The following is a 15,547-nucleotide window of genomic DNA, read 5'->3' on the forward strand; positions in this document are numbered from 1 at the left end:
GTCGCAGATCACGATAATTTATTTGGGGCGTTGGGGAATTTTTCGCCCGCGGCCTGTCCGCGCCAGTACCGCTTCGGTGCGTGGCCGTAGACTCGCTTGAAGGCATGTCCGAAGGCGCTCTCCGACGAGTATCCAAGCTGCGCGGCCGTTGCCGAAACGGTCGCTCCACGTCGTAGCTGATCGCGTGCAAGCCGCATTTGCCATCGAAGCAGGTAGTCGAGCGGCGCCAACCCCACAAGCGACTTAAACCGCTTCGAAAACGCGGATCGCGACATGGCGATCGCGTCGGCCAATGCTTCCAGGGTCCAGGGGTGAGCGGCGTTTTCGTGCATCAGCCTGATGGCCTTGCCGATCCTGGCATCGACCAGCGCGTTGATCCATCCAAAACCCTCGCCGGCACTCTGATCCAGCGCCGCGCGGAGCACCTGGACGAGCAGGACGTCGGCAAGCCTGTCGGTGAGTACTGCCGCTCCGATTCCCGTCCCCCTGATTTCAAGGTCGAGAATCCCAAGCGTGGAATGAATGATGGGGGCCGACGGGCTGCGCGACGGTATGAGCAGAAAGCGGGGGAGCGCATCGAGCAGCAATCCGGCGTCCGACGCTTCGAAACCGAAACTGCCGGCAAGCAGAACGGTATCGCTGCCCGCGTGACGCGCGACATCCGACTGCGTCCAATCGAACGCCGCTATACCGTCTTCGGGAGCAAGGCGTTGGTCGTTGGCCAGAACATAGGCTGGTGCATTGGCCAGAAGAAAGCAGTCGCCGGTGACAAGCCGATGATGGGCTTCGTCACCGAAATCGATCCAGCAATCACCTCGGATGACCGCGCCGAACTTCAGGGCGGGTTTGGCCGGGAACCGATACGACCAATTGCCGCCCGCCTCGAACCTCGTGCAACGCGCAGCGCGAACGTTCAGGAGCGAGAAGACCTGAGACAGAGGGTCCGAGGTGTTACCCGAGGTCTCGTGCCTATCTGGGGGTGTGTCCAAGGCTTGATCCGATCTCGACGATTTTCGAGCACTTCGAGCATAGATCATCCTCGCTTTCGATGCGAAGTTCATCGCAACGAATTGCATGGAACATCTATGACGGGCATCGCAGGCAAAGTCATCGCCATCACGGGCGCCAGCAGCGGAATAGGCGCAGCCGCCGCCCGGCATCTCGCTGAACGTGGCGCCATCGTGGTCCTCGGCGCACGGCGCGCCGACCGGCTGGAAATGCTGGCCGCGAGCATCGCGTCAAAGGGCGGAAAGGCGTCGTACCTCGTCACCGACGTCAGGCAACGCGAGGATGTCGCCGGGCTCGTCGGACTGGCAACGGACCGATACGGGAAGCTGGACGTCCTGATCAACAATGTGGGGATTGCCCCGATTTCGCGCCTGGACGATCTGAGGGTCGACGACTGGGACGACATGATCGACGTGAACGTGAAGGGCGTGCTCTACGGGATCGCCGCGGCCCTGCCCGTGTTCCGTCGTCAGGGCTTCGGCCATTTCGTCAACACCCTGTCGACCGCCGGCCTCAAGATCGTTCCGACAATGGCCGTCTATGCGGGGTCCAAGAATGCCGTCAGGGCGATTTCCGAAGGACTTCGTCAGGAGGTCGGCCCGTCCCTTCGCGTGACGACCATCTCACCCGGTTATGTCGACACCGAACTGCCGTCCTCCATGACGGATTCCGCGTTGCGGGAGCAAGGGCAGGCAAGCATGAAGGCGATGGCCATTCCGGCGAGCGCAATCGCGGAGGCGATGGCCTTCGCGATAGCGCAGCCGGATAGCGTGGACGTCGGCGAGATCGTTATTCGCCCCACGGCTCAGGCATAAATTCGATCAGGCCTGGACGCCATCGCTCGTCACGACTTATTCGGGTTGATGAGGAATTTTTCGCCGGTGGCCCGTTTGGCGTAGACCGCAATGTTGGCGGGATCGAGCGCCTCGGGAAGCGAGACCACCTTGGTGTAGTGGCTGGCGAAGGTGGTCTTCAATTCGTTCACGACGCGCTGGCGCAGCCGTCCGATGTCGGCCGGACCGATCTTCTGAAGGAACGGGGTCAGCAGCCAACCGCCGACGCCCCAGGCCATGCCGAAGCCGCGCGGCAGTTCGATCGGGCGGATATCGAGCGCGCCGTAGACATAGACCTGCTTGTGCACGCTGGAGCCGTAGCGGCTGTATTCCTTGGCGGTCTTGTTGATCGCGATTTCCATGCAGTTGAGGATGTCGCCGGCAAGCTTGCCACCGCCGATGGCGTCGAAGGCAATAGTGGCGCCGGTCTCGACCAGCGCGGCCGTGAGATCGTCGAGGAAGCTCGGCACGCTGGAATCGACGACGTATTTGGCACCGATCTTGTTCAGGATCTCCGCCTGCTCCTTGCTGCGCACGATGTTGACGAGCGGAATGCCGTCCTTGATGCAGATCTTGTTCAGCATCTGCCCGAGATTGGAGGCGGCAGCGGTATGCACCAGCGCCTTGTGGCCTTCGCGCCGCATCGTCTCGGTCATGCCGAGCGCGGTGAGCGGATTGACGAACCAGGACGCGCCCTCCGCCGCCGTCGTGCCGTCAGGCAATGGCTGGCAGTCCCTCGCCTTCAGGGTCCGGTATTGCGAGTACATGGCGCCGCCGATCATCGCGACCGTCTTGCCCATCAGCGCCTTCGCGGCATCCGACGAGCCGGTCTTGATGACGACGCCGGCACCTTCATTGCCGACCGGCAGGGATTGGTCGAGCCGCGCGCCCATCGCGCGCATCGCACCGTCAGGCACTTTCGCGGTGATGACGGGCGCCTGCTTTGTGCCGGAGAGCTTCGCCGTGCTCATGTCGGCCGCGCCGACGAGCAGACCGAGATCGGACGGGTTGATCGGCGCCGCCTCGACGCGGACGACCACCTCGTCCTCGGCGGGCTCGGGGGTCGGCACGTCGAGAAGCGAGATTTCCAGCTCGCCGCTCTTCTTGATCAGCGAACGCAGTTGCAGTCCGGTTTCGCCATCGCTCATGTCGATCCTCCCTTGATGCAGGAGCGTCAGCGAGGCCTTGGGCCCTCGACCAACTCATGGCCTCAGGCCCAGGCATTGCAGCGCGACGCGCCCGGATAGGCGGCCTCCTTACCAAGTTCCGGCTCGCCGCGCAGCAACTGATTGAACAGGAAGCCTAGCCGACGGGAACGGCGGATTCGCGCTGCAGGATGTGCGGCTGGCTGCGCGGATGCAGATGCTGAAGTCCGATCGGCATGTCCTGCCCCAGCGGACGGGGGCCGCCGAGATCGACATCCGTCGAATACGCAAATGCATTGGTCGGCGACAGCCCCGATACCTTGAAGCATAGCCGCGCCTCCGGCAGACCGCCGCCGTAATCCTTGGGCGGTGCATATTCAACCGAAAGCCACACGATGTTGAAGCAGGCCGGACTGAGGAGCCCGATCATCCATTCGCCGGTGAAGGCCTCTGGCGTCACGTAGGTCCAGGCGTGCGGGTTGCTGCCAAGGCTCCAAAGTCCGAAGCCGGGCAAAACCGTAGCTCCGTCGGGCCCGCCAGTGACCCTGAGGTAGAGCTGAATCCATTCGGCTCCCAGCGAGAACGTGAAGACATAGGTCTTCCCGGTCATCACGGCATTGCTGCTCATGTCGCTGATGTACAGTGGCTGGTAGATGCCGGCCTGGTAAGTGTAGCCGTAGGTCGTCGGGACCATTCCCTGGGCGCCGAACGCGGTGCCGTTTCCGGACCAGTATTGCTTGCCCGGCTTCCACGGCGGCGGAGGTTCGTTGGGCGGCCCGTAGGCAAGCGCTCCGGCCGTCACCTTCAGTCCGTTCACCGCGCCGCTGCTGATGTACGATGCGTTGTTGTCGAGGTTGAGGCCGACAGTAAGCCTGCCTTTGGTCTGCAAGGTCGGATCCGAGAGTGCGGGCATGAAAATATCCTCTGATGAAACAGCCTGGGTGAAAATCAGTTTGCGAAATTCGAGCAGTATGAGCGTCCCTCCGGACGCGCGGCCCGTGACCTAGGCCGAGCCCATCGAGACGCGCCTTGCAGTCAGCGTCGTCCCTTGCTCCGAATCGATGATCTCCTTGCCATGGACGATCTTGGCGATTCCGGCGCTGACGTCGCTGACGATATCCACGACGCCGAGGAAGATACGGGCATCAAGCGGATCAAGCGTGTGCTTGGCCGGCTTTGCGATCGCCGACAATGACCCGGCGGCGCCGGCAACCCATTCCGACACCCGCGCCGTGCCCGCACTTTCCTTCTCGAAGAGCATCCATGCATTCATCGCCAAGGACAGGATGCCGCCGGCACTCAGTGCGCAAGATCCCGGGAACGAGCCGCGCGGACCATCCTTGAACTTACGGGCGATGCCCCACAAGAACTTGAACGCGATATTGCCGAACCCGGACAGCCAGGCCGCCGAGGTGGCCTTGTTGACCGGCGTGTCGAACGCGAGCCGTGCGAACGGGCCTCCGGGCCAGGCGAGAAACTGGATCAAGGTCGGGCCGAGAATCACGACGGCCAGCGCTTGCCAGGCAGGCGGGTTGTCGAACAATCCGACATCGAGCCCGACGTCGGCGACGCACCAGACCGTCGCCTGAACGAGGCCGGACAGGATCAGCAGAACGCCGATCTCCTTCTTGCTCGACGCAACGCCCTGCTCGGCTTGTTCGAGCGAGAACGGAGAATCCTCGAAGATGATGCGATAGAGCGCGGTCGCAACGAAAGCGCAGAGCAACGAGCCGAGGCCGACGACGGTCAGCCCCTCCGAAGACCCCGGGTTGATCAGATCGTAGAGCGCCTGAATGACGAAGTTATTGATGGAGGCGCCGAACACTGCGGTGTTGAGCGCGACGAGATCCTTGGCGAAGAAGTTCAAAACGGATTGAACCAGTCCATCGAGGACGCGCAGAACGGCCAGGATCAGGTCTTTCACCTCGCCGAGGATCGTGGCGAGCAGCACCTTGCCGAACTCCGACGTGCTGGTTGCCAGCGCCCGCAAGCGTTTCATGCTTGCCTGGATGAGCTTCGCGATCTCGGTGGCGAATGTCGACTGGACCCGCGAGATGAGAGCCATCGCATCCTGCACCATCGCCGACGGGATATTGATGCCAAGGCTGATGAGGCTGCCGAACGAAACCTTGTCCATCAGCCAGTTGGCGACGCTTGCGCTGTCCTCGATGATTTCGAGAAACGTGCTCACGCCGGACGGCGCATCCATCCCGTCATCCGCATCGATCTTGCCGAGATCCTTCTCGATCCCCGCAAAGGCCTGCTTGACGGTACCTTCCATGGTCTCAAAGAAGCTGTGACTGACCCTGCCGCCGTCGGCGGCAAAGCCTGCGAGCGAAACCAGACCCTGGCTGAATATCCGCTCGAACTTCCGCTTGGTGGCCCAGATGTCCTTGCGCGCATCGCTCAACAGCCAGGCAAAGAAATTGTAGAGCCCGACGAAGAACGTCCTGACCGCGTTGAAGACGGTTTCCACGAAGCGGAACGCGCTTTCCACGGTGTCGACGATGCCGTTCCAGACGATCTTGAGCTTGTCCGCCACCCAGTTGATGGCGAGTTCGAAACCGGAGGCGATCGGCTTGATGACGTAGTCGTACACCGCATCGACCGCGGTCTCGAACGCATTGCCGATCGCCTCGATCGCGTCCTCGAAGAAGTCGAGGAGTCCAAAATCCGGACTGGTGCGCAACGCCGCGATCTCGGCGATGGCGGCGTCCGCCTCCGCATCGGTGAGAGTCTTGAAGACGGCCCGCCCGCCGGCAACGGTGAAGCGAAAGGGCTGCCGGGGCTGCGCGCGCATCGGCAGCGGCAGCCGAAGGTCGTCCCTGGCATTGATGCGCGCCCGCACCAACGCGACCGGCCCGTCATGGATGTTGGCCATCGCTTCCGTGACGGCCAGCCGGATTTGATCGGCATCGCCGGCGAACTCGCTCGGCACGAGCTGCTTGACCTGGGCTGTCGTGATGTTGCGCAGCCGTTCCTGCACATCATAATTGGGCGTCACCGCGAAATCGCCGCCGTCCATCATCAGGTCCGGCAGCCTGGCGCTCAGCCCCGCGGCATTCAGCGACCGCGTCTCCGTCGTGACCCGCAGGCGGCCGGACGCATCGGTCGTGAACGTCAGGGCCCGCGCCGGACCAAGGGTCACGACCTGCCCGGCGATCGAGGCGCTCACGATCTCGGTCGATTTCAGCGCGACCTTGGCGTTGGAAAGGGTCACGCCCTTCGCGTCATAGAAAGTCAGCGTCGTCGAATAGGTCTTCTGCTCGACGAGCTTGCGGGTCAGCGGCGGATACTGAATCGGCTCCTGATTCCAGCCGCCCTTGCTGCCGTCAGGCGAAGCCGGATCGTCCGGCGGACTCTGCCACATCCGCATCAGGCCCTTTGTGGGCACGTAACCAACCAGCTCCGCATCGCCCTCCGTCCCCCGCGCAGTCAGGATGTTCCTCAGGCGAAGGAAGAAGTCGAATTTGGTGTCCGACGGCGGCGTCGCGATGAATTGCAGCGAGCCGCTGTCATCGAGCGCAAACAGCGCCAATGGATTGGCGCCGGCGCTCGCAACCGCCAGCGCGGTCGCCTTGATCGTGGAATCCACGACCACGAAGCCGGCGTCCGGATTGCCACCGTCGAGATACTGGATCTGCGGCCGATCGGTCATGTCACCGGGATCGGCAATGAACACCGCCGAATTGTTGTCCGCCTGCGAACCAACGGCCAGCGAGCGGAATACGATGTTTGCCGCCAGTAATGTTGCCGTTGCCGTGAAGGGAGCCGCCACGGTGAACAGATCCAGCGCGACGGGCGTCGCCTCGGCGGTGTTCGCGAACAAGAGACAATCGATGTCCGCGACGGTGCAGCTCTCGATGATGGTCTGGTCGGTATCGGCGATGTACTGCCAGCTCGGAGCGGCAGCATCCCAGCCGATACGCCACAGGCTGGACTGGCCGTTGGACCCCGGCGAGGGGCTGAGCAACGCGAACAGTTCGAGCTTGCCCGCGATTGCAAAGGCCGCAAGCTTGCTGGCCTGCATGAATACAGGCACCGAGCCGTCCGGTGCGATCGGCTGCGGCGCGCTCCAGCTTCCCCCGCTCTGGCGCGTCATGACATAAACATCGGGCGCCGCCGCATTCGAGCCGATGGCAAAGACCGTGAACCTGCCGCTGGCATCGATGCCGCCGACAACCTGGCTCGGCTGAAGGGTGGCATCGACCACCTCCTCGCTCCAGCCCGTATCGCTGTCAGGGTCCCGGCGCAGCGACATGATGTTGCCGGTCGCTCCGAGGTAAAGCAGGCTGTAACTGCCGTCGGCCTGTTGTATCGCCGTCAGATCCGTCTCGCCGGTCAGATCGGTGGCGTAGACGTAGTCGTCCATCAATTGACCGCTGGCCTGAACGGTAACGGTTCCATCCGTGCTGACGGCTCGGGTTGCTCGCAATCTGGTCATTTTGGCGCTCCGCGTTGGGCGAGGCAAAGCACCGGCGCTTCCGCGCCTGACGCGCGCGGAACGTCAAATTGCTAGAAAATGAAATAAAGAAAGAGCCTCACCTTTAAGGTGTATGAGCACATCACGACAACCATCCGGCGTCAACGCGCATGCGACTGAGCGTCGATCAAGCTAACGTGACGCCGGAGAATTGGCTTGGCGAGGCACGTTAGGCCAGCGCCTTCAGTGCCGCCTTGCCGCCATAGAGCGCCTGCTTGCCGAGCTGCTGCTCGATGCGCAGGAGCTGGTTGTATTTGGCGGTGCGGTCGGAACGCGCGAGGGAGCCGGTCTTGATCTGACCGCAGTTGGTGGCGACGGCGAGGTCGGCGATGGTGGAATCCTCGGTCTCGCCGGAGCGGTGCGACATCACAGAGGTGTAGCCCGCCTTGTGCGCCATTTCGACGGCGGCGAGCGTCTCGGTCAGCGTGCCGATCTGGTTGACCTTGATCAGGATCGAGTTGGCCCGGCCCGCCTTGATGCCTTCGGCGAGGCGCTTGACGTTGGTGACGAACAGATCGTCGCCGACGAGCTGGCACTTCTTGCCGATGAGGTCGGTGAGCTCCTTCCAGCCGTCCATGTCGTCTTCCGACATGCCGTCCTCGATGGTCACGATCGGATAGCGCGCAACGAGGTCGGCAAGGTACTTGGCCTGCTCGGAGATCGAACGGGTCTTGCCCTCGCCTTCATAGACGTACTTGCCGTCCTTGAAGAACTCGGTCGAGGCGCAGTCGAGGCCGATCACGATGTCACAGCCCGCCTTGAAGCCGGCCTTGCCGATCGCGTTCATGACGAATTCGAGCGCGGCGTCCGCCGACGGCAGGTTCGGGGCAAAGCCGCCTTCGTCGCCGACATTGGTGTTGTGGCCGGCCTTCTTCAGCTCCGACTTCAGCGTGTGGAAAACCTCCGCGCCGTAACGCAGGCCCTCGGCAAAGCTCGACGCGCCGACGGGCAGGATCATGAACTCCTGGAAGTCGATCGGGTTGTCGGCATGCACGCCGCCGTTGATGATGTTCATCATCGGCACCGGCAACAGCCGCGCCGAGGTGCCGCCGACGTAACGGTAGAGCGGCATGTCGAGCGAGTTCGCAGCCGCCTTGGCGCAGGCGAGCGACACGCCGAGGATGGCATTGGCACCAAGGCGGCTCTTGTTCGGGGTGCCGTCGAGGTCGATCATGATCTGGTCGATCTGGACCTGCTGCTCGACATCGAGGCCGCTCAAGGCCTCGAAGATCTCGCCGTTGACGGCGCCGACCGCCTTGGTGACGCCCTTGCCGAGATAGCGGGCCTTGTCGCCGTCGCGCAGTTCCGCCGCCTCATGGGCGCCGGTGGAGGCGCCTGAGGGCACGGCGGCGCGGCCGAGCGCGCCATCTTCCAGCACGACGTCGACCTCGACGGTGGGATTGCCACGGCTGTCGAGGATTTCGCGGCCGATGATGTCGATGATGGCGGTCATGATGTTGCACTTCCGTTCGTTAGGTTTGATCGGTTCGCCGCGGGTCTTACACGGAGCGCAAGCAAATGTGAACGCTTGGACGGCGAGCTTCGACTGACGCGTGAATTCCCCAAGACTAAGCTTGAGAACACTGGGTCTGCGCGTCCATCCTCAATCCTAGACAGTCGGGGTAACGCCATGAATCGCCGCCAGTTTCTTGCTTCCAGCGCCGCCCTCCTCGCCGTTCGCCCATCTTTTGCTCAGGAGGGCCCGTTCCGGACAAAATATTTCCCCATCAATGCCGGGATCGGCCTGCACGACCTCGCGCCAGCCCCCGACGGCACGGTCTGGTTCACCGCGCAGGGCAAGGGCATGCTCGGCAGGCTCGATCCGAAGGATGGCACCTTCAAGACCGTCAGCCTCGGCCAGGGCGCCGCGCCGCACGGCGTGACGATCGGTCCCGATGGCGCGCCCTGGATCACCGAGGGCGGCCAGAACGCGATCGCGCGGGTCGATCCCGGCGATCTCAAGGTCACGCTGTTCCGCCTGCCGGAGAAATTCGCCTCCGCCAATCTCAATACCGGCGTGTTCGACAATGACGGCACCTACTGGTTCACCGGACAGTCCGGCTATTACGGCCGGCTCAAGCCGAAGTCTGGCGAGATGGACGTGTTCCGGGCGCCCAAGGGCGTTGGCCCCTACGGCATCACCGTGACGCCCAAGGGCGACGTCTGGTACGCCTCGCTCGCCGGCAGCTATATCGCGAAGATCGATCTTGCGACCGGCAACGCCAATGTGGTCGAGCCGCCAACGCCGAACCAGGGATCGCGGCGCGTCTGGTCGGATTCGAAGAGCCGGATCTGGGTCAGCGAATGGAACAGCGGCCATGTCTCGGTGCACGATCCCGCTGACGTATCCTGGAAGACCTGGAAGCTGCCGGGCGAGCGCCCCCGCACCTACGCCGTCTATGTCGACGACAAGGACAAGGTCTGGTTGACCGATTTTTCCGCCAATGCCATCGTCCGCTTCGATCCCATGACCGAAAAATTCAACGTCTTCGCCAGCGACAAGCCGAATGCCAACGTGCGCCAGCTCGACGGCAGGCCGGGCGAGCTCTGGGGCTGCGAGTCCGGCAACGACCGCATCGTCATGATCCAGACAATCGCGACCGGTTGACGGCAGCTTCAATTGCGTCCATCCCGGCATCCGCAAAAGGATGTGACGACGATGGCGAAAAAATCCCTCCAGCTCGGCCGCGCGGTCGAATGGCCGCACACACCGGAAGAAGCCCAGCTCGACCGCGTGCCCAATCCGCAAAAGGGCACCGACTATCTGGTGCGCTTCACCGTGCCGGAATTCACCTCGCTGTGCCCGGTCACAGGACAACCGGATTTCGCGCATCTGATGATCGACTACGCACCCGGCCCATGGCTGCTGGAGTCGAAATCGCTGAAACTCTACATCGCGAGCTTCCGCAATCACGGCGCCTTCCACGAGGATTGCACCGTGATGATCGGCAAGCGCATCGCCTCGGAGATCAAACCGAAATGGCTCCGCATCGGCGGCTACTGGTATCCGCGCGGCGGCATCCCGATCGACGTGTTCTGGCAGGCCGGTCGCGTGCCGAAGGGCCTGTGGGTGCCGGAGCAAGGCGTCGCGCCCTATCGCGGGCGGGGCTAGCTGGAGACCAACGACGATGAAATCGACATCAAAAAATTTCGCGGCCTTGTCCTGAACCTTTCCTTGGGCCTTCTGGGCGTCCTGTGGCTGACCGGCGCGTCCGACGCGGCCGAGGTCCGGGTGATGATTTCCGGCGGTCTGACGGCTGCCTATCAGGCGCTCGTGCCGGAGTTCGAGAAAGCCACCGGGAACAAGGTGCTGACCGCGTTCGGGCCTTCGATGGGCACCACCACCAATGCGATCCCGGTCCGGCTGGAGCGGGGCGAGCCGGCCGATGTCCTGATCATGGTGGGCTATGCCCTCAACGACCTCGCCAGCAAGGGCAAGGTCGTTGCCGGCAGCCAGGTCGATCTGACCAGATCGCCGATCGGGATTGCCGTCAAGTCGGGCGCGCCGAAGCCGGACATCAGCTCGGTGGAAGCCGTCAAGCGTGCGCTGCTGGCGGCGAAGACGATCGCCTATTCGGACAGCGCCAGCGGCGTCTACGTCTCGACCGAGATGTTCGACAAGCTTGGCATTGCCGATGTCATGAAGGACAAGGCGCGCAAGATTCCGGCCACGCCGGTCGGCGAGATCGTCGCGCATGGCGAGGCCGAACTGGGCTTTCAGCAGATCAGCGAACTGAAGCCGGTGAAGGGCATCGATATCGTCGGACTGCTGCCGAGCGAATTGCAGAAGATCACGATCTTCTCAGCCGGCATCGCGACCGTTTCGAAGGAGCCCGATGCTGGCCGGGCCTTGATCAAGTTCCTCGCCTCCCCCGCTGCTCGCGACACGATCATTGCGAGCGGCATGGAGCCGATCGCTGCCGGTGGAGCGAATTAGGCCCGCCCTCCTAATACGCGCTCAGCAGGTCGACCTTGGCATTGGCCGCCACCAGCCGCCGCGCCAGGATTGCGGCGAGGTTGCGCATGATCTTCAGCGCGGTCTCCGGGTGCAACCGGCGGTAATCGGCAAAGCTGTCGAGCGGCAGTTCGAGGCAGGCAACGGGCGTATCGGCAAACACGTCGGCGCTGCGGGTTCGCTCCAGGATCGCCATCTCACCGAACTCCATGCCGGGACCGAGCGAGGCCAGTCGAACGCCGCTCCGCAGCTTCACGCTGACCATGCCGCTCTGGAGGAAGAACAGCGAATTGGCGGGCGCGCCGGCGGCGATGACGCGCTGGCCGGCCGTGTAGTGCCGTGTGGTCGAGAGTTTGACGATGGCGGCGATCTCGTCGGTGTCGAGCTCGGCCAGCAAGGCCTGCTCGCCGAGATGCGCGCTCTCCTTCACGTCGGTGAAGCCGCCGAAGCGATAGATCACCTGGTCCTCGGCCCATTCGATGGCATCGTCGAGCAGCGCGAAGCGGCGCAGCCGGCGTGGATCCCCCGTGCGCGCGGCGATCGCGGCCCAGACCGCGGAGGCCTCCTCGAGGCCGGACAGAATCGTGGTGACGTTGGCATTGCCGAGCGCCGTCAGCGTCTCGCCCAGAAGCTCCGCACCGGCCGCGGTGATGTCGGGCACGCGGCGGAAATCGATGATCAACAGCGGCGCGTTCGGCGGCTCACTGGTCAGTCTTCGCGTGACGTAATCGATGGTGCCGAAATTCAGCGCGCCGACGAGCTCGAGGATGCGGATGTCGCTGTGACGCTCGTCAAGAATCTGCTGCTCGTGCGGCTGGCGGCTGCGGCGCGAGGAGATGCCGTAGACGTCGTAATCCGCCATGACGCTGGTGCGGACGTCGGCATTGCGGTTGAGCATGTGCAGGTCGAACCGCGCCGACAGTGCCTCGCAGACCTTCAGGCCGCGCACGCTGTTGAAGTGATTGTCGAGCAGCGGCGAGAAGGTGCCCAGTCCCAGTTGCGAGGGCAGCGCCGCGACGATGCCGCCGCCGACGCCGCTCTTGGCGGGGATGCCGACGCGATAGGTCCACTCGCCGGCATAGTCGTACATGCCCGAGCTCGTCATCACCGACAGCGTGCGGGCGACGATGTGCGGCGTGATCACCTGCGCGCCCGTCACCGGATTGATGCCGCGATTGGCGAGAGTTGCCGCCATCACCGCCAGATCGCGCGCCGTCACCAGGATCGCGCATTGGCGGAAATAGACGTCGAGCACCGCGTCGACGTCATCCGGCAGCACCGCGTAATTGCGGAGCAGCCACGCGATCGCGCGGTTGCGGTTGCCGGTCGCGGTCTCCGAGGCATGCACGGCCTCGTCGACGCCGAGCTCGCGCCCGGCGAACTCGCTGAGTTTTGAGCGGACACGCTCGAAAGCACCCTTGCCGTCCACCTCGTAGATCAGGCCCGAGCAGGCAATCGCACCGGCATTGACCATCGGGTTGAAGGGACGGTTGTCGTTGGTGAGCCGGATCGAATTGAAGGCTTCGCCGCTCGGCTCGACGCCGATGGTGGCCGAGACGCGCTCCTCGCCCACCGTCTCCAGCGCCAGCGCTAACACGAAGGCCTTCGAGACCGACTGGATAGTGAACGGCACCGCGCTGTCGCCGACCTCGTAGACATGGCCGTCGATGGTGACGAGCGCGATGCCGAAATGATCGGGGTTGGCGCGCTTCAGCTCGGGAATGTAATCGGCAAGCTCGCCCGAACCGTCGCCCCTGAACTCCTCGTGGCAATCGGTCAGGAAACGCCGCAGTGGCGGCCTGGTGGGATATCCGGCCGACCGGGTCGCGCCGGCTACGCTGGGCAAACGGATGGGCTGGGCGTCCACGGTCTCACACCTCGGTTTGCCCAGAATAAAAGCAATTCGTGTGCCATGTATACGGAGCCGACGGTGTCGTGGTGGGGCGATCCCCCCTTAGGGCCGAATAAAATCTCACGCGCGTCGGCTGGTGCACGCGGCTTGAGCAGCCGGGCGCAAATGATGCCGAGGACCACCATGATCGCGGCGCTCACGAACAGCGTCGGCATCTTGCCGCCGTGTTGCAGGCCGAAGCCGTAGGCGAGCGGCCCGACCGTCTGTCCCATGAAGAAGAAGAACGAATGCAGCGACAGCGCGGTGGCGCGCGCCTCGACCGAGAGCTCGCTGGCGAACACCTGGAGACAGCCATGGGCGATGTAGAAGCCCCAGCCCATGACGATGAGATTCAGCGCCTGCACCTCCCAGCGCGGACCGAAGGCCACGGCGACGAGCTGCGAGGCCACCAGCGTCATGCCCGCGATCATCATTCCCTTCATGCCGAGCCACGGCAGCAGGCGCGACACCGTCAGCGTGTAGAAAAGGCCGCCGACCGCGAAGCCCGCGATGACGATGCCGGCGATCGAGAGCGAGGTCTGGCCGAGCTCGAACAGGAACGAGGCTATATAGGGAAACAGGCCGAGCACGCAGCAGCCTTCGACGAACACGGCCGAGTAGCACACATAGGCGTTGGGGTTGGTGAAGATGGTGCGATAGCCGGCCTTCAGCGCCGACAGGCTCGTCTTCGGCGGATGCTTGACCTTGGCGCCGCGAAAGCCGGCGGCAACCGCGATCGATGCAACGATCACGAGCACGCCGAGCACCGCCAGCACGCCGCGCCAGCCGAGGAAATCGCCGATCAGGCCGGAGGCCGAGGCACCGAGCAGATTGCCGGTCATGGCGCCGGCGAGCGTGCGGCTGATCGCGACCTGCCGCTTCTCCGGACCGACCAGATCGCTGGTCAGGCTGAGCGCCACCGGAAACACGCCGCCCGAGCCGATGCCGGCAAGGATGCGGGTCGCAAACAGAACCGAGAACGAGGTCGAGAGCGCACCGAGAATATTGGCAAGCCCGAGCAGCGCGAGGCAGCCGATCATCAGCCGCGTCTTGCCGAACAGATCGGCGGCGGCGCCGACGATCGGCTGGATGATCGAGAAGGTGAAAGCGAACACCGCGGCAAAGCCCGCGGCGGTCGCGATGCTGACGCCAAAATCCTCGGCGACGTGCGGCAGCACCGGGTCGAGCGCACGCGCCGACAACGCCGCGGCGAAGCTGGCGCCGGAGATGACGTAGAGCGCGGCCGGCAGACCGTGATCGTGCGGCCGCGCCTCGCCGTGCTGCATCAGCGCGGGTTCTTTGCGAGCGCGTCGAACGCCATCAGCTTAGCGATCAGGCCTTCGAATTCGCGTAGCGGCACCATGTTGGGGCCGTCGGAAGGCGCGCTATCGGGATCGGGATGGGTCTCGATGAAGACGCCGGCGACACCGACCGCGACCGCCGCGCGCGCCAGTACCGGCACGAATTCGCGCTCGCCGCCGGAGGACGTCCCCTTCCCGCCCGGCTGCTGCACCGAATGGGTCGCGTCGAAGATCACGGGTGCGCCGGTGGTGCGCGCCAGGATCGGCAGCGCGCGCATGTCGGATACCAGTGTGTTGTAGCCGAAGGAGGCGCCGCGCTCGGTGACGAGCACATTCGGATTGTTCGCGCTCGTGATCTTGGTGACGACGTTCGCCATGTCCCAGGGCGCCAGGAACTGGCCCTTCTTGACGTTGACAACCTTGCCGGTCGCGGCCGCCGCCAGCAGCAGGTCGGTCTGCCGGCACAGGAAGGCCGGGATCTGCAGGATGTCCACGGCCTGCGCCACCTCGGCGCATTGCGTGGCTTCGTGCACGTCGGTCAGCACCGGCAGGCCGAGCGAGGCGCGGATCTCGGCGAAGATCGGCAGCGACTGCGCGAGCCCGAGCCCGCGCGCCGCCGACGCGCTGGTGCGGTTGGCCTTGTCGAACGAGGTCTTGTAGACGAGACCGATGTTCAGCCGCGCGGCGATCTCCTTCAGCGCGGAGGCCACCTCCAGCGCATGCTGGCGGCTTTCGAGCTGGCAAGGCCCGGCAATGATCGAAATCGGCAGATCATTGCCGAACTTGACCCTGCCAATGGTGACGACCGGCGCCGCTGACGTCGAAGAGCTCAAGGCAAATCCCTCGTTTCGGCGCGACCATAGCCGCCATCGGGGTCGGATCAACCCCAATCGGCCCAGGCCGTCCGAATATCAGGGTTGCGCCGAAGTTC

Annotated in this window: 12 protein-coding genes; 4 read left to right on the top strand and 8 right to left on the bottom strand. The window is 64.1% G+C overall.

From position 1 onward, the window contains the following. Nucleotides 1-8: 8 nt before the first annotated feature. Entirely contained in the window at nt 9-1,076 is a 1,068-nt protein-coding gene (locus ACFLEY_RS25525) for an AraC family transcriptional regulator (RefSeq protein ID WP_396604239.1), read from the bottom strand. Between the two features lie 9 nt (nt 1,077-1,085). Here ACFLEY_RS25525 and ACFLEY_RS25530 point away from each other — a divergent pair, with 9 nt between their 5' ends. After that, nucleotides 1,086-1,823, top strand: a complete 738-nt coding sequence (locus tag ACFLEY_RS25530; protein WP_060912357.1) for an SDR family oxidoreductase — start codon at nt 1,086-1,088, stop codon at nt 1,821-1,823. Nucleotides 1,824-1,852: 29 nt separating this feature from the next. Here the strand turns inward: ACFLEY_RS25530 and ACFLEY_RS25535 are convergent, their stop codons facing one another. The 4 genes from ACFLEY_RS25535 to eno all read right to left on the bottom strand — a co-directional run bounded on the left by ACFLEY_RS25535 (nt 1,853) and on the right by eno (nt 8,922). Continuing rightward, nucleotides 1,853-2,989 carry a zinc-binding dehydrogenase gene (locus tag ACFLEY_RS25535; RefSeq protein WP_011087559.1) on the bottom strand — a complete coding sequence of 379 codons (1,137 nt, stop codon included), beginning with the start codon at nt 2,987-2,989 and terminating at the stop codon, nt 1,853-1,855. A gap of 154 nt (nt 2,990-3,143) precedes the next feature. After that, nucleotides 3,144-3,899 (bottom strand): hypothetical protein, encoded by a 756-nt coding sequence (locus tag ACFLEY_RS25540; RefSeq protein ID WP_011087560.1) that lies wholly within the window; start codon nt 3,897-3,899, stop codon nt 3,144-3,146. Nucleotides 3,900-3,989: 90 nt separating this feature from the next. Further along, entirely contained in the window at nt 3,990-7,430 is a 3,441-nt protein-coding gene (locus ACFLEY_RS25545) for a hypothetical protein (protein ID WP_060912358.1), read from the bottom strand. A 208-nt stretch (nt 7,431-7,638) separates the two neighbouring features. Next, nucleotides 7,639-8,922, bottom strand: a complete 1,284-nt coding sequence (gene eno, locus ACFLEY_RS25550; RefSeq protein WP_060912359.1) for a phosphopyruvate hydratase — start codon at nt 8,920-8,922, stop codon at nt 7,639-7,641. A gap of 177 nt (nt 8,923-9,099) precedes the next feature. Between eno and ACFLEY_RS25555 the strand changes: the two genes are divergently transcribed. From ACFLEY_RS25555 to ACFLEY_RS25565, 3 genes are all read left to right on the top strand, one after another. Next, nucleotides 9,100-10,077 carry a lyase gene (locus ACFLEY_RS25555; protein ID WP_060912360.1) on the top strand — a complete coding sequence of 326 codons (978 nt, stop codon included), beginning with the start codon at nt 9,100-9,102 and terminating at the stop codon, nt 10,075-10,077. A 51-nt stretch (nt 10,078-10,128) separates the two neighbouring features. Continuing rightward, nucleotides 10,129-10,581 carry a preQ(1) synthase gene (gene queF, locus ACFLEY_RS25560; RefSeq protein WP_060913110.1) on the top strand — a complete coding sequence of 151 codons (453 nt, stop codon included), beginning with the start codon at nt 10,129-10,131 and terminating at the stop codon, nt 10,579-10,581. Between the two features lie 123 nt (nt 10,582-10,704). After that, nucleotides 10,705-11,406, top strand: a complete 702-nt coding sequence (locus ACFLEY_RS25565; protein ID WP_373565287.1) for an extracellular solute-binding protein — start codon at nt 10,705-10,707, stop codon at nt 11,404-11,406. A gap of 10 nt (nt 11,407-11,416) precedes the next feature. Here the strand turns inward: ACFLEY_RS25565 and glsA are convergent, their stop codons facing one another. The 3 genes from glsA to kdsA are packed head-to-tail and all read right to left on the bottom strand — an operon-like array spanning nt 11,417 to nt 15,449. Then, nucleotides 11,417-13,291, bottom strand: a complete 1,875-nt coding sequence (gene glsA / locus ACFLEY_RS25570) for a glutaminase A (protein ID WP_060912362.1) — start codon at nt 13,289-13,291, stop codon at nt 11,417-11,419. Then, on the bottom strand, nt 13,258-14,601 hold the full coding sequence (locus tag ACFLEY_RS25575) for an MFS transporter (RefSeq protein ID WP_249162919.1): 1,344 nt from the start codon (nt 14,599-14,601) through the stop codon (nt 13,258-13,260). Before ACFLEY_RS25575 ends, glsA begins: the two co-directional genes overlap by 34 nt. Next, entirely contained in the window at nt 14,601-15,449 is an 849-nt protein-coding gene (kdsA, locus tag ACFLEY_RS25580; RefSeq protein ID WP_060912363.1) for a 3-deoxy-8-phosphooctulonate synthase, read from the bottom strand. Before kdsA ends, ACFLEY_RS25575 begins: the two co-directional genes overlap by 1 nt. Nucleotides 15,450-15,547: the final 98 nt, after the last annotated feature.

It is taken from the genome of Bradyrhizobium sp. YCK136 (assembly GCF_044570075.1).
Classification (GTDB): domain Bacteria; phylum Pseudomonadota; class Alphaproteobacteria; order Rhizobiales; family Xanthobacteraceae; genus Bradyrhizobium; species Bradyrhizobium diazoefficiens.